This is a genomic window from Pelotomaculum propionicicum, assembly GCF_004369225.1.
Classification (GTDB): domain Bacteria; phylum Bacillota; class Desulfotomaculia; order Desulfotomaculales; family Pelotomaculaceae; genus Pelotomaculum_B; species Pelotomaculum_B propionicicum.
In genome coordinates this window covers 38,410-54,074 of record NZ_QFFZ01000023.1, presented here as the reverse complement: position 1 = coordinate 54,074, position 15,665 = coordinate 38,410, and the positions used below count along the sequence as shown (strand labels likewise).

Genomic DNA, 15,665 nt, shown 5'->3' with positions numbered 1-15,665 from the left:
ATTTCGCCCACAGTCCTTCCACCCGCGCCAGGTGGTCGACCTTATCGCACCAGAATTCATCCGCAAAGGCCCAATCCATACATGCCTGCCACTGGGCCACGGTGGGGGCGTTCTCGCCGGCCAGCATCCGCCGGGCTATGGTCAGCTGCTTTAAGTGCCAGTCGGCGGGGTATTTGGTCACTCCAGCCTGGGTCAATTTGGCTTTCAGGTGCTTCATTAGGGCCTTCTCATCCTCCGTGTACGGCCTGTTCTTTTTGGCTGCCATCGTCTTGACCTCCCCGGACTAGCTCAATGGACTTGTTGTTCTTTATGAGATGTTTCTTCAGGCTTATAAACGACGTCCAGTAGAAGCGGTAATAAGTGTGCTTCGTATCCGGATCAGGCAGTCCCACACTCTTGCGCAGCTTTTTGGAGAACTTTTTAAGTCCTTCTCGCTGTTTCTTGGAGTATACGTATATTTCCATTGGACATAAGAAGCGGCGCCGCTCCTCGCAGTCTTCAAGCAGCCACCTTAATTCAAATACACCATTCACAAAGACCACTATGCCGTTTTTCATTTGACTGATGCGCCTTAAAACAAAAGTAACCTCGTATCCATCGCACTTGAGACTGACAGGTGACCAGAAATTTTCCAGGCTCTTTTCAACCTCTTTCCATTCTTGTGGATTCATAGATCAACCCCCATCAGGCCCGTTTTTTGCCATTGCGCAGTTCCTCCAGCTTATAGGCTGTGGAATAGATCAGCTTGGTGCTCTCCTGGTCGATAAGCTTGTTCAAAGCGTCCAGTTCCGCCTCGATGCCGTCCGACCGGGCCACCAGCTGCCGGCGCAAGGCCTGCTTTTCCTTAATCTTGCTCTCCAGACTTTTAATCTCCTGGTCCAGCGCTTCCGCTTCGGCCTTAATGGCCGCCTGGCACTGTAAGGCGCTTTCCGTTTTTTCGTGTAGCTCCTGCCGCAGCGCCCGCACCTTTTCCAGTAGATGCTGCACGATCTGGCGGTTCATATCTTCGTCGAAGCCGTAGTCGCTTTTAACCACGGTCACCACCGTCTGGCCGGCCGCCACTAGTAGGAATAAATCCATTAGGCGGTATTCCTTGCCGTCCTTCACCATGATAAGTTCCGCTTCGTCCAGCATGTTCAGCACTGCCTTTTCCACCTGGGCGCTATTCTCTTCCAGGTAGGCCTTTATCTCCTCCGGAGGAATGCCCAGCACCCGTTCACAATAGCGCTCCCGGGAATGAAGACTTGTCTGCACCCTATAAACCCACCTCCTTTTTTGGCCTGCCGCCGGACTGTCCCGGCCCGCTCTCGCGGTCATCAGGCGGGGGAGGCCATTCCCCGCGAACCCCGGGGCACCCCCGGGGGGTTCGGCTTTAGTTGGCTTTCAATTTTTCCCTGTTAATCTCGTACCAGAACGCATCCTCCACCTTCTTGGTGGCCCCGACGGAGACAATCATGTCCTCCGGGTAGTCTTTCAGCTTATCTTTCAGGATGGATTCCGTTATTTTCAGGCAGTCTGTCATGCCCTTGGCCTTCAAGGCGGCTATGGTGGACTTGATGTTCTTAATTAGGATTTTGGTGCTGCGCCTGAAGCCGGTAAAGCCGAAGTTCAATTCCTTGGTCTTGCCCTTGATTTCGTCCCGGTGCATCTCCACGAAGTCTTTAATCTGCAGCCCCAGGCGCTCGATCCGCTCCTGCAGGGGCTTGGCCTCCTTCTCGGCGGCCGCCTTGATGTCGTTGATCCGGCCATTCATCTCATTTTCAATGTCTTCCAGTGTCATTTGACACTCGCCAATTTCCCGCATACAGGCGTTTACATCGTCCCAGTTGTTCAGCCTGTTTTCTATGCGCACCCTTGCCATAGAATCAACCTCCTTTTTTAATGTCTTGCTTTTTCATCATCTTACAAGGAAAGCCTATCGGACATCTCCCTTTTAGGGTATCGAAGTAAAGATAATCTTCGTCTTGCGCCTCGATGGTAATTTCCTGCTCCGGCTCAAGTTTATATTCCTTTTGTCCACAACAAAACTCAATGGTGCTTAAAAGCTGGTTTTTAATATAAAGTTTCATTCACGACCCTCCATTATTTAAGCGTTCAGACTTAACACTGACCTGGCCAGAGCCTCGGACAGGACGTGCTCCTCGGTGATCTGGCCGCCGCCCACTGCACCCAGCAGGATGGCCATAACCTTTCTTAATACGCGGATGCCGCCCCGGCGCTTGTTCCTGGCGATGTTGATCAGCTGCTCCTTGGCCTTGGGTGTCAGGTTGTACCCTTCCAGCAGCTGCTCGGCCTCCTGGCGGCTCGGCATGTCCAGTTTCTGGTGCGCCCCGAACCGGTTGTGAATGCGGGACAGCTCTTCCCGGTCCACGGCGGCCTGGAGGATGAACCTGGAAAGATCTTCGTTGCCTATCAGCACGATGCCGATGGGGGAGCCGGCGCCGTCGCATTCGTCGTAAACGCTCCGCAGCAGCTCAAACTTGGCGATACTCTTCAGCTGGTCGGCCTCGTCGATGATAATCAGGCGCGGGTGGGTGGTCAGTTCGTCCCTCACAATCTCAATCAGTGTGTCGGTGTCGCCATATGAACGAATCTCCAGGGCCTTGGCAATGCGCTTGACAATCGCCTTGCAGGCCATGCGCCCGTTGGCGGTGATAAGTACCGCCCGGCCCGGATTGTCCTGCATCCATTGTTTGACGGCGTAGGTTTTCCCGCAGCCGCTGGGTCCGCAAATCATACCGAAGTCCTTCATTTCCATGGAGTTATTCATTACAAACCATGCCCGGCGGGCCGACTCAGTCTCAATGAAAGCCATCTCCTGTATGCTGGTCTTGTATTCCGCCGGCTCTTCGGAGCCGTCTTCCTCTTCCCAAAACCCGACGCCGATGAGGTATTCCCGGAGCTTGGCCAGGAATTCGGGCGATGCCTTATATCCCGGTTCATTCAGGTACCGCCGCACGGCGGAGCCGTCGTAACCTATCGCCCTGCCGATGGTGGTGGACTTGGTGCCGTTTTCCTTCGTCAACTTCCACAACATTCTCCGTTCCATCGCCCAGCCGGCCATGTCCGGCTGCTGGTCTTCGGTCCTTATAAGGGCCAGTTGTTCTGCCATCAAAAACCCCTCCTTATAGTTTGGTGAGAATTTTTGTTATCCGGCCTGTGTTAGGCCCTCGCCCCCTTGCGAAGGATGTATTCGTCTATGGGGTCGTGTTTTTTTGGCGCCGGCCGCATCTCGGTCACGTTGCTTTTGGCCGCCTTCTCCCTGAACTTCGCCACCTGCCTTGCCGCCTGGTCCAGGCCGGTAATGGCCGGCATCATGCCCTCCGCGGCGCCGGTGGGGGCGGATATGATGCTTTCCCCGGCGGCCCTGCGTTTTGCCGCGATTTCTTCCAGGGTCAGGCTGTTTTTCTGTAGTTTTTCCTTAATCGCTTTCCTCGCCATGCTCTGCTGCTTGGCCAGCTTGCGGTAATCGTCCCGGGTGGCGTTCCACGACATCAGGTTTTCGTCGGTGACGGTGCAGACATAGCCGTCCTCCAGGGTGAACACGTGCAGTTCTCCGATTTGCGCCGGGTCGTAGCGAATAATCACGTCACGGCCCACTAGCGGCCGGAGTTTGTCATGCCACCAGTACCGCGGCTTTGCCTTGGTGCCGAACTTCTTGATTCCCTGGTGGTAGACGTGGACCACTTCCTTGGTGGTGCGCAGGATGTCCAGGGTGCGCTGGTCCGGCCAGCCTTCCCGCAGCTTGGGACCGGCGAAGAACTTCTCCAGCGGCGCCATGCCGATGCCGCTATGAAAGGTATTGTGGTATTGGTGTACATACTCCGCGAAGGACTGGGCCAATGTTGTCATGGTATGTAGCAATCCCTTCGCCATGAGCTTGTGTTCATTGAACCCTGCCGGCCTTTCGTCCGGATTTGCGCCGCACCAGCCCGGCTGCTCCCGGCTGAACTGCTTGGCCACGGTGCCGAAAAACCTTTCAATATGCGCTTTGGAAGAAGGGCGGTAGGGCAGGGCGAAGGTTGTGTCCACGCCCAGCTTTTCGCAGATGTCCGTGGCCTCCTGGGATAGCTTGAATTCCGGGCGCTGCTGGCGCTTCTTCAGGGCTGATTTATAGTCTTCGCCGTTGTCGATGTAGAGCAGGCCCGGGATTCCACCCAGTTCAATGGTTTCCTCGGCCACACTGCCGTCCTCCCTGGTGACCGTCACTTTCTTGGGTGTCATCATGTTGACCAGGGCCAGGTTGATGGTCTGGCTGTTGGGCTGCAGGGATATGGTATAACCCACCAGGCAGCGGCTCATTACGTCCAGCCATCCCGTCACCCAGGGCCGCACCGGTTTCCCGTCGTGCTCAATGAAAAGGTCGAACTGATGGTGGTCGCCCATGACCACTTGCATGGCCATTTCAGGCTCTTCACGGACGGCGTGGGGGGCGTATTTCTCAAACCAGGCTTTTTCCCCTCTCCTGGCGTAACAGCACAGGTCAGGCTCCGTCTTTTCCATATACTCGGCATACCGGTAAATGGTCTGCCTTGACGGTGCCGCCAGTCCAAGCCTGGCGCATTCCTTTTCAGTTTTGCGGTAGCAGGAGGCCACTGTGGGTTCTCCCAGCTTCAGATAGAACTCTCTAAAGATCACTTTCACTTCTGGGGAAAGGGAGGTGAATTCTTTCCCCCGGGTCACCGTCGGGCGCTTGCGCAATTGTCCAAAGGCACCTCCTTTCTTACTCTTGGCGATCATCCGGTAGAGGGTCTTGTCTGACATCCCGTTTGCCTCGGCCAGTGCTTTCAGGCGCTGGGTGACGTTGTGCTTGCTCATCTGGATTTGAATGGCCTGGTTGACCAGGTCGTGCTTGCTCCTGGCCTTGGCCAGCTCTTCCTCGTAGACTTCCGCGCCCACCGCGTCCCGGTAAGCCGCCGGGTTGAGCACGTCTTCCTCGCCTTCAAGGGCGGTACCGGTCCGCTTCGCTTTCTCGGCCTCCGCGGGCGCCGACGCCTGGACAGCTGCCGCCTGCTCCTTGAAGGCTTCCTTTAGGAGGGCCGCCTGCTGCTTTTTCAACAGCCTTGCCCTGGCCGGAGCGGAGAGGGTGGAGGGGTCGATCAGCCATTGGCTGCCGGCAGCGCCGCCGCCGTTTTGGGACTTTACTTTTTTCGCCTTAACTTCCTTGGCCTTGATTTTTTCGCGCATGGTGCGTTCGGCAATACCTTCCGCCTCGGCCGCCTGGGCCACCGTCAGCCAGTCTGATGGGCCGCCCATTTTCTCCCTCCCCTCCGGATGTGTTTGATTCCCTTATCCCGCTTCTTTCCCGGTATACCGCTCAATCAAGTCCCGCACGACTTTTTCCTGCTTGAGCAGGTCCCGCTTGGCCTGGTCGATCCGGCCCAGTTCCGCCAGTAAAGCCTCTTCGCTCTCTAGTAGGTGACACTGGACCAGCCGCGCCATAATCCGCAGCGGCTCCTTGTGGCCGGTGGCCGCGCAGAATGCCGGAAGGTACTCCGCCGGGAACCGGTGGTACTCCTTGGACTCAGCCGTCCAACTGTCCAGCTGTGACTTGGTTATTTCGGTATCCATTAATTCCGACATCCGGCCGGCCACCTCATACCTGGAAAGGCCGGATTTCCTCAGTCCTTCCGACAGTTCCGCCCTTAATTGGTTTGAGATGTTGAAGCTTCCCGGCACGGGCGTCACCTCTTTCTGTGCCTCTGATTCTTTGATGAAGTCAAACAAACTTTGCTGTCCGGGTATAGGCACGTCTTTTTTCTTTTTAGCCAATTAAACCCGCCTCCGAAAACAGGAATCTTTTTCTTTATATAGGATTTTCCTCCCCCGGGTCGAATTTAGAGGTTACCAGCCAAACTAAACCGATAGGGGAGGTGATAACCAGATGAATAAAACCGAATTTGATACTATCTACCGAGAAGTATTAGCTGAAGTAAAGCCCATATTAATTAGAGAAATTCAACTACACGTGCATGATATAGTTCATAGACCTTATCCAGAGTTAATTCCTAAGACTCAAGTAATAGATGAATTACAAAAGCTTTTCTTAGATGTCGTTGATAAAATATTTACTGAGTCTGTAAGAGCTGCAAATATTACGGTACAGAAATATCATGAAAGAATAAATTTATGAAATTTCAGCTTTATGACCGTAATATATAAGCTCCGCTAATGAACGCATAAGCGCTTTTTTTTTAACAATGAAAGCATAGTGATTTACGTTTTTGCCGGTAGGAACGACCTCTGCAAGACAGGCTATATAAGCTACCCCACCAACATCTTCAAGCTTTCCTTGTTGTCTGAGATATTCAGAAACAGTTAAAATGTCTATTGGTATATCTTTCTTATTCATTTGATGGATAGCTTCAAAAACTATCCGATGCTTCTTTTTAAAAAACTCTTCTTGGTGTAGATATTCCATTACTAAAGATGCACTTTCCGAATCTAAGAGTATCCCGCCAAGGACAGACTGTTCGGCATCATTATTATGAAATAATGAAAAACGGTCGGACAACTAACATTCCCTCCTTTCCGCCCGGCCCGCGCCGGGCCGTTTCCATCGTGCCGCCCACGCCAGGGCGGCCTTTTTCCATTGACTGGTAAAATTCCCTTAATGTTATTTCCATTGCCACCCCCTTAGTGATCTGATAGAATTTGTGTAAACTTATTTACAGTAAAAATCCGGCCAAATACCTATTGGGCAAGCTTCTGCTTGCCCTCCGGCGGCCAGATTGCGTCAACCGGCAGGCCCAACGCCTCCGCGATAATGGGCCGCAGGCGATGGCCGTAGTAACGGTCACTGTCTTTTAGCGCTCTCGTCACAGCTGCCTGAGATACCCCGGCCAGGTCCGCGATTTCAACAAGCTTTATGCCCCGCCGGACCAGTTCGGCTTTGATCTCCAGGCCGGTCATGCCGGTCTTTTTTGACCTTGACTTGGCCATTACTAAGACCCCCTTCCTGTATGGGCATGGCCTTGTAAATAAATTAACCGCTCTTGGACATAATAATAATATGGCTAAGACATATTGTCAACGATACTTAATGCGATTTTCATAATTAAGGCGGTCCTTTTATGACAATTGGCGAGAGGATAAAATATTTAAGAAAATCACTAAATCTAACACAACAGCAATTTGCAAACGCTTTGGATGTTGACCAGGGACACATTGCGGGTATCGAAAAAGGCACAAAGAATCCCTCAAAGCCATTGCAAAAAGCTATTTGTCTTACTTTTCATGTCAGAGACATATGGCTAAAAACAGGAGAAGGGGAGATGTTCATCTCTCCCGAGGATGCCCTAAAAAGCTTAACGGCACGCTTCGGTGAGCAGGCCGTCCTGGATGCAGTGACTAATATAATGAAAGAACGCGGCCTGGTAATGGCAGCCGGCCGGCCGGCCCACCAGGCCGGCACCGGCGACCCCGACCTTGACCGCCTGCTGAATACCATTTACGACCTTTGGACCACCGGCGACAGCGACCTGAAAGGGTGGCTGAAAGTCCAGCTGCGCCGCGCCATCCCCGATGATGTCATTGAGGACGCCCAAAAAAAACAAAAAGCCACCCAGGGGCAAGCCTCCGCAGGTTAGCCTAACAGTTATTACCAATCCTAATTAGCTAATCAATTATTTATACAGGAGTGATTCTTATGGATGATGTAAAATTTAAAGAGGTTCTAGAAAAATAGCGCCCTGTAACCGACGAAGAAAGAGCTTGTCTGCGAGAAAAGTTTGATCCGTTATTCAAGAGAATGGAGGAGATATTAGAAAATCCAGATTTACAAACATATGAAAATATCGTACAGTTAAACAGGGAGCTTAGAAAAAACAAGGTTATGCTTCCCAAATATAGGTTATATAACGACCCTATTTATTCCAGATTTAAAGATTTAGCTCAAAATATAAGCTCATATGCGGCAATAAACAAACTTCAGTCTGTGATTAAGAAAAAAACCAATTCATAGGACTACCAAGAAAACCTTCTAATATTTCATAAGCTTGTTCAATCGATTCTTCTGGTATTTCTGTATCGTTATCTGCACAATCAATAAAATGCTCAAAAAATATAGAGCAGAGGGAATACTTGAGCGTTTTTTTTGCATCTTCATCAAGCCCTGCTTGAGTAAAGTCTGCCGCCGTTGCCAGGACCGCTATCACTGTAGCCAGCTTTAAATGTTTTGTCATCTTGTTTTTCATAGTCTTTCACCCTTTCTAAATATGGATTTCCAGGAGCCTGCCAAATTATTACCTATAAATTACCATATCCCTGGAAGCCTTGTCTGGTGCGGCTTTAAATATAGTGCCGCACCTCCGCACCTCCGCACTTGCGATGCCGCACCTGGCAACCTAAATTTACCATATAGCCCATTTGTATCAGGGTATTTTTCGCCCTTTTAACCGGACCTGTTACAAGCCGTTATCGCTTGTCATTACTGGAATCTGCGACCGGCCAGCCTTATCTGTAACATCTGTTAATAACAACTTTTATAAAACTGTTACCAGCCCACTCCAGGCCGCGCCGCCGAAAATTTTTCTCAAAATATGTGAGATCCCCAACAACTGGCCGCCCGCCGCCGAAAATCCCAAAACCCCTTTATATACCTGACTTCCCAGCCCCTCCCGATGTATCCCGACCTTTCCTCGTCTATCCCGTATTTTCTCAAAATATTTGAGAGGTGACAGATTTCAATGGAATACCCAACCATTGTTCACATTTGGGACAATATCCCGGGCGTGATCGCCACGTGAGAAGGGGGATATCATCTTGATTGCAATATGGACACTTAAGTTGTAAATACTGTCGGTGGTATGGACAGACCTTAATAACCTGAAGGGTCCAGAGGAGCGGATCGTAGATAGGTTGTTCGGCCATCCGCCACTCTTCGAAGCAGGTTGGGCACCAAGCTTTCCATTTGCGCGTTAGACCGACAGCAGGTAGAACTTCGGCCCAGGTTAACATTGTAAGAAATCTCAGGTCATTGCGAAGTGTTAATGATTCCAAAGCAGAAACCCAACTCGTAGCCATGTTAATTAATCCGTTAATTGCAGAAGAGCGGTCAAAGCCGGTATATATGGGTTGACTTGATGCCTTCGCAAGTTCCCTTAACACCAGCGTAGATGTATATAAGCTGTGAGCATCCGCCAACCGTGAAATATAACTCGTCAAACTCTCAACGTACGGCGTTCCGATTCCGACAGGCTCAAGGTGGTAGAGGCGGCTTCGCGGGGGAATGGTCGGCAGGGTTAAACTCCAGGACTCATAAGTATTCAAAGGTTCAGCCAGCATGATCCTTTACCCCCACCGGATCACGCTCCGGCTTGCGTTCACCTACACGGTTGGATTTGCGTTTCGAGGCGGCGGCTTTTTGCTTGTTAGAGTTAGCAGTCCCGGCGTTGCCGGTCTTGGATACGATTTCTGCCATCCCCAGAATCCTGAGGAGTTTTCCATTTGCCTCATCATCTTCTTTCAGTTTCGCTTCTCCCTCCAGTGCTTCCGTGGCCATTTTCTCACATTGGGAGATCGACAGAGCATGTTGTTTGAGATGGGTCAAGGACAAGGTACTTGCGCCCTCCTCCAGTGCGGATACCAAGGCCCTGGTCAACCAGTCCTTGAGCACGCCGACAGAACCGATAGAGCGTTCATAACAGTATTCCCAGTTTTGTACAAGATTCGGTTTTTCCTGGAGAGGCAGATGATGTTCGAAAGTATGCAGCACGTTGATAAACGCCTGGATATCTTCTTTATATTCAGCACGGTAGCGGGGAAAATGGATGTCTACCTTACGCCTGCTCAATTGCCCGCTTAGCTCTCGAAAGGCCAGGAGTTCATAGGTTCCAACGAGTACATGCAAAATACCGCTTAAGTTCGCTAATGATTTAATGCTGTCCAACTGATCTTGCAGTCTGCGTCCACTGGCCATTTTGGTCAGATGTTGTGCTTCGTCGATGATGAAGGCATCCGGTCGGCGGTGCCGCAAGGCCTGCTCCAGCGCCCGGCGCAATTCATCCGTTGTAACCCGGCTGCGGGTTGGAATATGCTTCCCTTCACCACTATAGCTGGCAGTACGCAAGGCCACATCCGCCTTTTTGTTTATCAGTGGTTCGTTAAAGGCTTCTAAAGCGCGTATATAATAGTCCTTCCAGTTGAAATTGCCGCTATCCGGCGCTATTGCCTCGACACAAACGACCGGTATGCGTCCACGGTTCTTTTCCAGATCGGGTAATGCTTGTACGATCAATTCCTTTTGAACCCGGCGAAGAAGAGTAGTCTTACCAACCCCGGTCGGTCCGCACACAGATATTAGCGAGGCTCCCGCTGGCTCGCGGATGACATGCATTAGAGCACTATACGCTGTCCTGAGCAGTGGATGCGCCAGAGCATAGTCCTTGAAATAGGCCAACCGTTCCTCGGGGGGCCGGTCAAGTAGTTCTCGTGGAAATCCTCTGATTGACATTTGAATTAGAACTCCTCGTACAGTTCAATGGTTTCCGGCTTTTTAGCTGTAATCTGGACAGGTTGTGGCTCTGGGGTAGCGTCTTCGGAGATGTTCCAACCAACCGGCTTATTCTTGTCCGCCCGGCTGCCCTGGATGACCTCGAATAATTGCCTGGTTTCAGCATCGCGCAAGCGCTGCGATAATAACTTCTCATTTGCCTCGGCGGACATTAGGAAGTCGGCGATAGTCTTGGCGGTGATCGTCAGGTTCTTTGTGTGTTTCTGATTACGCCTCCGTAACTCTGTGGTGGCGATCATCAGTTCTTTTTCTGAGCGCCCGCGAAAGTAACTGTAGTGTTCGGAAATACACCTAACCCATTGACCACCGGCGAAGGCGTAGGCGACACCCGCATTAAATGGGTCGTAGCGTACGGGCACCTGCTTTTTCTCGATTTCCGGATCGCGGAAAGCATCAGACCAGTAACGGATATAGTTAATCTTTACGCCCCGGCTGGGTTCGACCTTGGCAGTTCCCTTGCTCGTGGTGGGCAGGGTGAACATGCGGAAATCCTCGTCGTATGGAATTAGCCGGTGATTTCGAGTGCCGCTTTGAGCCAGCCCGGTGTCGAAGGCTTCACACGGACTTTGCCCGAGAGCGGGATGATCAATGATATCGTAGACCTCATAAGCCCACCGGCACAGGTAGTCGTAAAACTCGCCCAACGTCCAACAGGCGTGTGCCCGCGGATTAACCTCTTTGGTAACCTGGCGCACGTTACGCATAATCTGCGTGTTCCCAGCAAGATTGTGTACAAACTGCGTATTTGCCGTTCCGAAAAGACGCTCACATACGGAACCGAAGCGCGGCTTAGCCCCGGGCCGTGTTTTCTTGGTGCATTCGTAACGCGCCAAAAGAGTCTCAAAATAGGTACTCTTGAACTCCTGGCCACCGTCTACCACCAGGATCTGCGGCAGGCGGCCGTGCCGGCGCACGCACTCGCGCAAAAGCATCATGCACGAGCGATAAGATGGGGCGTCAAAAGTGAGGTAGAGCGCCAACAGTCGCCGGGAATAGGCGTCGGTCAAGAACGTCACCCAGGGGCGCCCCAAGATATGACCGGTACGGGAACAGACCAGTTCGATATCAAATAGCGTGTGATCAATGTGGCCGATCTCAAAGGGACGATCCCCGTGCCGGGGCGTGGTGAGGTCCAGCTCCCAATAGAAAGTCTCGTACTTATAGGCGGCCCGGCACCCCTTGCGCTTCAAAGTCAGTTCGTAGGTTGAACGCCGCTTGATTTCCGCACAGAAAGTCCGATAACTCGGCGACATAATACCCCGTTTCTCACATTCCCGCATCAGGACGCCATAGACCTCAACCCTGCCCTTCTGCTTAATCGTTTCAAAATCGTTTCTGAAGAAATGGTCCATAAGTTCCAAAGTGCTTTGGGGCAGTTTCCGCTCACGGTTTCCCCTTTTGCCCCAGTGCGGCAAAAGCCCGACATACCCGCAATCATAACTTTGCTCGGCATCCCTGAACCGTTTAAGCCAGCGCCGGATAGAACGATTGGGCTTCTTACCGGCAACAGACTGCCCGGTTAGAAGGGGCGCAATAATTTCATAGCGTCGATTGGCCTCTTTAAGGTCTTTGGGGCTCGCTTTGGCGATAAGCTCCTGAACTGTGCTGGTAGTAGGTGATTGCCCCTGAGTATTTACGCCGGTTATCTCACCCTGCTTCACGAGCATCTCGAATTGTTCCTTTGGTAAACTTATAACTGCGCCATCACCAGTTTTTAGCACCGTCTTGGTTTCGCCCGAGTTAAGAATCGTGAAGAGTCTACCATCCCATGCAAATTGGGATCCGGTGTTTACGCTCACCATCTGTGGTCCGGTGATGCGGTCACGGGCGGAAGTTTCGGCGATCACTGCAAAACTACGGGCCGTCTCCTGATCGCGGAAAACGAGCACGCGTTCGGGTTCGGCTAGAGGTGTGGTATGTAGGTCTACATATATTTGATCAGTAGCCACCATCGTATAGACGACATCACTATCGCCTCCGGTCATCTGGAGCAGCTCACTTAAAGTGCTCCCCGGTTTGGACACCACCAGGGAAAGAACCTTATCTTCAATTCCTTCAGGTATCTTCGGTAAGTCTGCACGGAAATAATCTTCCAGAAATAAAACATTGCGCTGGTATACCCAGTCAATCTCCGCTGACGACCGTACCCGGTAGTAGAGACCAAGCTTGCCGGCATATTCTTCTCCCGGCGGGCAACGCCACCGACCCTCATCTTTTTGATATCGGTTGGGCATCCGGTCGGCCAGCTTGCGCAGTTCATCTTTCCTTTTCCATTCCTCCCAGCCAGCGGCGTTATGCCTTATCACAAAGAAATCCGGAATGTGCAGAACACCGATTTGCCGTTCATTCTTTGCCCGGTAATTAAGTTTGATGGGCAAGGGCTGATCGTAATACTCCAGTACGTCGTCATCGTGTTCCATTTCGTAAATGGCGGCCAGTTCGATCCGGTGGCTCTCGAATTGAATGGTTAACCCCATCTTCTTGCTGGGATAGCGGCCGCTGACGTTTTTGGTCCCACTGTGCACCTGGCGGGAAGGTGGTGATGAGCGGATCTGTTCAATGTGTCTTCGGGTGGATTCCAATAGTCCGAGACGCCGGCACCATAAATCAAACTCAATGTCCGATAGCATACGGCTTTCCTCATTTCCCAGTATAGTAATATCTACGGGCTAGGACATGCTGTCGCAAGGTAATAGGTACCATCAGAAGAGGTTCTTGGTATCAATTATAACATATGTTATATCTGCATACAAGCCATACGGGGGTGTTTTATAACAAGTGCTATATTCGTTATTTGACAAAGGGCCTTGCATGTCATAGAATTAATCATACAGGTATTTGATGGAAACATGATAAAGGTGATGCTGGATGATCTATGCCTCAAAACAAGGGATACCTTCCGACTATCCCATGCGCATCAAGCGGTTACGTATAGAACTGGGTTTGACCCAGGGACGGTTGGCCGAACTGATGGGCGTTTCCTTTGCCTCCGTGAACCGGTGGGAAAACGGTCAGTCCCGGCCGTCCCCCTTGGCCTGGCAGCAGATCGTGCGGGCAGAAAAATGGGGCATTGAGGCTCTGGGTTCGGGTTATGCCGGGGAACCCGAGGTGCGTGAGTCTGTAGAAACTTACGCCGGTAAACCGGGAACCCCGCCGGAGATCGATTTCTCCGCCGACCCCGGAATCGTCCAGGTGGTGGCCGAAGGCCGGCGCCTGACCTATGACGAAGCAGCAGCGACGATGACCGAATTGTCCGGGTGGCTTCTGGTACCGGGGGTACTCCCGGAATTGTGGAGGAATCCCGAAATCACGTTGGGGGAACTGTATCAATACTTTTCCGGCAACCACGTTGTCAAGGTGCAAAAAAATGGTTACGAAGAACCAATAACCATTCCCAAGGTTGAGCGGCCGGTAATGGACACCGCGGTTCACGCGGCGGTGAAAAACGGCAAACTCTGGTTGACTTCTAGTACGGCGAGCATCTATGCCGAAGATATACCCACCGGTATACTCACAGAAGATGCTGTGCTTCAGGCACCGCCTCAGCCGATCCCGGCTGCAGACATCCTGCCCGCAAAACTACCCGAAGCCTGGGGCGAAGAGACTACTACCGCTTTGGTCATTTCCATCGCCCTCTGCAAGAGAGCCGGGAAAACACTTCCCTGGGGAACTGTCCGTGAGGCCATCGACGGGGCCATCCGGGCCCGTTTTCTGGAACGCACCCCTGATTCGGGACCCTGGCCCTGTGACTATACCGGGGCACAGACGGTCGAATTACGAGTACCGGCCGAGCAGGTATCCCCACCGTCGCCTGGCCGACCACCCGAACCCCAACCGCGCGTGATGGTGGCAGAAGCTGAACTGCGGCCGAATGAGATTCAGGATCTGGCCGACCAAATCGGCGTGATCAGAAAAGCGGCGGCCGGTCTGGACCTCAAGTTCCACCTTCGGATCGAACTAGGCAGCTCACCCCCGCCGCCACCCGAGGATACTGTGGCGAAAATTAACCAAATGCTCCAGAAGATTTCGAGTGGTTTAAAACTTCGCTGAGTCGAAACCTTACACAATTGCCCAATTACCAGGGTATAGTGAGGGGTTCAGTTGTCGAATACAATCGAAATATGGCAACAAATTATATTAAAGACAAGAAGGAACTATAATAATTTGTCGAGAATTGTTATGGCAATCTAAAGTATTATGCTGATCCGTATAATACCCTGCCTCGATACATTTGTGGAAGTGAAAAGCGCTGCAAATACGTTACTTACGTAAGGACTTTAGCTGATGTGGTCAAATTCTTAATTAATTGTTAAGAAAATTGGTACTGATCTTCATTTCTCGTTACGGTTACGGTTAAGGGAACGTCATCTGGGGTGCATACCCCATCCTTGAGGCTAGAGGACATTCAACTACTATTTAGAGCGCTTAGCGACTAAGGGGGCCGTAAACCCAAAGCTTGACCGGACTAGAACTCCGCTTTACTCAGTTCTTACCGGTAAGTCTAGAACCGTTCGCATAGGGAGAGCACGATAAATGATCAGGATGCTATTGGTCGGAAACCGAGGCGGTCGAATCCGGGAAGGCCATTGCTAGCCCCGCCTACAGCTTTTTGGCATGGTAGTCTATTCTTCCTTGGCGTAGAATTCCGAATACACACCAAATATCAAGTATAGTTTCGATAAACAACTAGCCAATGAAAGTTGATTGTATGTCACAACAAGGAAGCGATCAGAAGTTGCAGGATTCCTTCTGTGACAAACTTGGTTTGTTCGACTTGTTGAAGGTCTATGGCTATGGGATGATGTCGAGGCCGTGATCTAAACCCTCAGAAGCCTGCGTTCTTGCCGGTTGGGTTTCGGCAGAAGGCACACTTCTCCAATACATATCCGGTCTCAGGACTGCATTCTCATCGGCAAGGAGAAGAACGAGTATGTTCGGCATCAGGGTGACAAGGAATGCGAATAAGCGTGTGAACGCGGGTGGGATTACGCTAGCGCTTCATCCCTATCGGTAATGTGTAGCGTTTGACACGCCGGAGTACATCAGAGAAAGGAATATGCCCGATACTATGCTACAGCGTTCATACCGTCTCGAAGTTCTTGGTGGCCTCCATCCCAAGATCAGAGCTGACGATTGGCGTTCTCCTATCGTC

Annotated in this window: 18 protein-coding genes; 3 read left to right on the top strand and 15 right to left on the bottom strand. The window is 51.6% G+C overall.

Features of this window, described 5'->3' with window-relative positions; all coding sequences use genetic code 11:
- From Pmgp_RS11190 to Pmgp_RS11155, 8 genes are all read right to left on the bottom strand, one after another.
- On the bottom strand, nucleotides 1–265 hold a 265-nt coding region (locus Pmgp_RS11190; RefSeq protein ID WP_134214069.1), incomplete at its 3' end, for a hypothetical protein.
- Nucleotides 228–671 carry a hypothetical protein gene (locus Pmgp_RS11185; RefSeq protein ID WP_134214068.1) on the bottom strand — a complete coding sequence of 148 codons (444 nt, stop codon included), beginning with the start codon at nucleotides 669–671 and terminating at the stop codon, nucleotides 228–230. The genes Pmgp_RS11185 and Pmgp_RS11190, both read right to left, overlap by 38 nt.
- Nucleotides 672–684: 13 nt before the next feature.
- Nucleotides 685–1,254 carry a hypothetical protein gene (locus Pmgp_RS11180; protein WP_134214067.1) on the bottom strand — a complete coding sequence of 190 codons (570 nt, stop codon included), beginning with the start codon at nucleotides 1,252–1,254 and terminating at the stop codon, nucleotides 685–687.
- 118 nt (nucleotides 1,255–1,372) lie between these two features.
- A complete protein-coding gene (locus Pmgp_RS11175) occupies nucleotides 1,373–1,861 on the bottom strand; it encodes a host-nuclease inhibitor Gam family protein (RefSeq protein ID WP_134214066.1) in 489 nt (162 codons plus the stop codon).
- Between the two features lie 4 nt (nucleotides 1,862–1,865).
- The gene (locus tag Pmgp_RS11170) at nucleotides 1,866–2,069 is read right to left on the bottom strand and encodes a hypothetical protein (RefSeq protein WP_134214065.1); all 204 of its coding nucleotides are present in this window, start codon (nucleotides 2,067–2,069) and stop codon (nucleotides 1,866–1,868) included.
- 17 nt (nucleotides 2,070–2,086) lie between these two features.
- Entirely contained in the window at nucleotides 2,087–3,112 is a 1,026-nt protein-coding gene (locus Pmgp_RS11165; RefSeq protein ID WP_134214064.1) for an AAA family ATPase, read from the bottom strand.
- 50 nt (nucleotides 3,113–3,162) lie between these two features.
- Nucleotides 3,163–5,256 carry a Mu transposase C-terminal domain-containing protein gene (locus tag Pmgp_RS11160; protein ID WP_134214063.1) on the bottom strand — a complete coding sequence of 698 codons (2,094 nt, stop codon included), beginning with the start codon at nucleotides 5,254–5,256 and terminating at the stop codon, nucleotides 3,163–3,165.
- A 33-nt stretch (nucleotides 5,257–5,289) separates the two neighbouring features.
- Nucleotides 5,290–5,772: a hypothetical protein gene (locus Pmgp_RS11155; RefSeq protein ID WP_134214062.1), complete on the bottom strand. Its 483-nt coding sequence runs from the start codon at nucleotides 5,770–5,772 to the stop codon at nucleotides 5,290–5,292.
- Nucleotides 5,773–5,884: 112 nt separating this feature from the next.
- On the opposite strand from Pmgp_RS11155, the gene Pmgp_RS11150 reads away from it, so the two are divergent.
- Entirely contained in the window at nucleotides 5,885–6,133 is a 249-nt protein-coding gene (locus Pmgp_RS11150; RefSeq protein ID WP_134214061.1) for a hypothetical protein, read from the top strand.
- Here Pmgp_RS11150 and Pmgp_RS11145 read toward each other — a convergent pair.
- The 3 genes from Pmgp_RS11145 to Pmgp_RS11140 all read right to left on the bottom strand — a co-directional run bounded on the left by Pmgp_RS11145 (nucleotide 6,128) and on the right by Pmgp_RS11140 (nucleotide 6,942).
- Nucleotides 6,128–6,514 carry a DnaB-like helicase N-terminal domain-containing protein gene (locus Pmgp_RS11145; protein ID WP_134214060.1) on the bottom strand — a complete coding sequence of 129 codons (387 nt, stop codon included), beginning with the start codon at nucleotides 6,512–6,514 and terminating at the stop codon, nucleotides 6,128–6,130. The two genes, Pmgp_RS11150 and Pmgp_RS11145, sit on opposite strands and share 6 nt — an antisense overlap.
- The gene (locus Pmgp_RS19745) at nucleotides 6,486–6,626 is read right to left on the bottom strand and encodes a hypothetical protein (RefSeq protein WP_192902902.1); all 141 of its coding nucleotides are present in this window, start codon (nucleotides 6,624–6,626) and stop codon (nucleotides 6,486–6,488) included. Before Pmgp_RS19745 ends, Pmgp_RS11145 begins: the two co-directional genes overlap by 29 nt.
- Before the next feature lie 67 nt (nucleotides 6,627–6,693).
- Complete coding sequence (locus tag Pmgp_RS11140; RefSeq protein ID WP_134214059.1) at nucleotides 6,694–6,942, bottom strand: helix-turn-helix domain-containing protein; 249 nt, start codon at nucleotides 6,940–6,942, stop codon at nucleotides 6,694–6,696.
- Between the two features lie 131 nt (nucleotides 6,943–7,073).
- Here Pmgp_RS11140 and Pmgp_RS11135 point away from each other — a divergent pair, with 131 nt between their 5' ends.
- A complete protein-coding gene (locus tag Pmgp_RS11135; RefSeq protein WP_134214058.1) occupies nucleotides 7,074–7,589 on the top strand; it encodes a helix-turn-helix transcriptional regulator in 516 nt (171 codons plus the stop codon).
- Nucleotides 7,590–7,940: 351 nt separating this feature from the next.
- Here the strand turns inward: Pmgp_RS11135 and Pmgp_RS11130 are convergent, their stop codons facing one another.
- The 4 genes from Pmgp_RS11130 to Pmgp_RS11115 form a co-directional block, all read right to left on the bottom strand.
- Nucleotides 7,941–8,195, bottom strand: coding sequence for a hypothetical protein (locus tag Pmgp_RS11130; RefSeq protein WP_134214057.1), 255 nt, complete (start codon nucleotides 8,193–8,195; stop codon nucleotides 7,941–7,943).
- Between the two features lie 463 nt (nucleotides 8,196–8,658).
- Nucleotides 8,659–9,285 (bottom strand): TniQ family protein, encoded by a 627-nt coding sequence (locus tag Pmgp_RS20905; RefSeq protein WP_134214056.1) that lies wholly within the window; start codon nucleotides 9,283–9,285, stop codon nucleotides 8,659–8,661.
- A complete protein-coding gene (locus Pmgp_RS11120) occupies nucleotides 9,275–10,453 on the bottom strand; it encodes an ATP-binding protein (RefSeq protein ID WP_134214055.1) in 1,179 nt (392 codons plus the stop codon). The genes Pmgp_RS20905 and Pmgp_RS11120 overlap by 11 nt, the downstream gene beginning before the upstream one ends.
- A 5-nt stretch (nucleotides 10,454–10,458) precedes the next feature.
- Nucleotides 10,459–13,143 (bottom strand): TnsA endonuclease N-terminal domain-containing protein, encoded by a 2,685-nt coding sequence (locus Pmgp_RS11115; RefSeq protein ID WP_134214054.1) that lies wholly within the window; start codon nucleotides 13,141–13,143, stop codon nucleotides 10,459–10,461.
- Nucleotides 13,144–13,381: 238 nt separating this feature from the next.
- On the opposite strand from Pmgp_RS11115, the gene Pmgp_RS11110 reads away from it, so the two are divergent.
- A complete protein-coding gene (locus Pmgp_RS11110; protein WP_243119812.1) occupies nucleotides 13,382–14,563 on the top strand; it encodes a helix-turn-helix domain-containing protein in 1,182 nt (393 codons plus the stop codon).
- The last annotated feature ends 1,102 nt before the right edge of the window (nucleotides 14,564–15,665 follow it).

Excerpts from the sequence above, each read along its gene's own strand:
- Pmgp_RS11185 (WP_134214068.1), bottom strand. The coding sequence starts at position 671 with ATGAATCCACAAGAATGGAAAGAGGTTGAAAAGAGCCTGGAAAATTTC.
- Pmgp_RS11175 (WP_134214066.1), bottom strand. The coding sequence starts at position 1,861 with ATGGCAAGGGTGCGCATAGAAAACAGGCTGAACAACTGGGACGATGTA.
- Pmgp_RS11170 (WP_134214065.1), bottom strand. The coding sequence starts at position 2,069 with ATGAAACTTTATATTAAAAACCAGCTTTTAAGCACCATTGAGTTTTGT.
- Pmgp_RS11165 (WP_134214064.1), bottom strand. The coding sequence starts at position 3,112 with ATGGCAGAACAACTGGCCCTTATAAGGACCGAAGACCAGCAGCCGGAC.
- Pmgp_RS11160 (WP_134214063.1), bottom strand. The coding sequence starts at position 5,256 with ATGGGCGGCCCATCAGACTGGCTGACGGTGGCCCAGGCGGCCGAGGCG.
- Pmgp_RS11150 (WP_134214061.1), top strand. The coding sequence starts at position 5,885 with ATGAATAAAACCGAATTTGATACTATCTACCGAGAAGTATTAGCTGAA.
- Pmgp_RS19745 (WP_192902902.1), bottom strand. The coding sequence starts at position 6,626 with ATGGAAATAACATTAAGGGAATTTTACCAGTCAATGGAAAAAGGCCGC.
- Pmgp_RS11140 (WP_134214059.1), bottom strand. The coding sequence starts at position 6,942 with ATGGCCAAGTCAAGGTCAAAAAAGACCGGCATGACCGGCCTGGAGATC.
- Pmgp_RS11135 (WP_134214058.1), top strand. The coding sequence starts at position 7,074 with ATGACAATTGGCGAGAGGATAAAATATTTAAGAAAATCACTAAATCTA.
- Pmgp_RS11130 (WP_134214057.1), bottom strand. The coding sequence starts at position 8,195 with ATGAAAAACAAGATGACAAAACATTTAAAGCTGGCTACAGTGATAGCG.
- Pmgp_RS20905 (WP_134214056.1), bottom strand. The coding sequence starts at position 9,285 with ATGCTGGCTGAACCTTTGAATACTTATGAGTCCTGGAGTTTAACCCTG.
- Pmgp_RS11120 (WP_134214055.1), bottom strand. The coding sequence starts at position 10,453 with ATGTCAATCAGAGGATTTCCACGAGAACTACTTGACCGGCCCCCCGAG.
- Pmgp_RS11115 (WP_134214054.1), bottom strand. The coding sequence starts at position 13,143 with ATGCTATCGGACATTGAGTTTGATTTATGGTGCCGGCGTCTCGGACTA.
- Pmgp_RS11110 (WP_243119812.1), top strand. The coding sequence starts at position 13,382 with ATGATCTATGCCTCAAAACAAGGGATACCTTCCGACTATCCCATGCGC.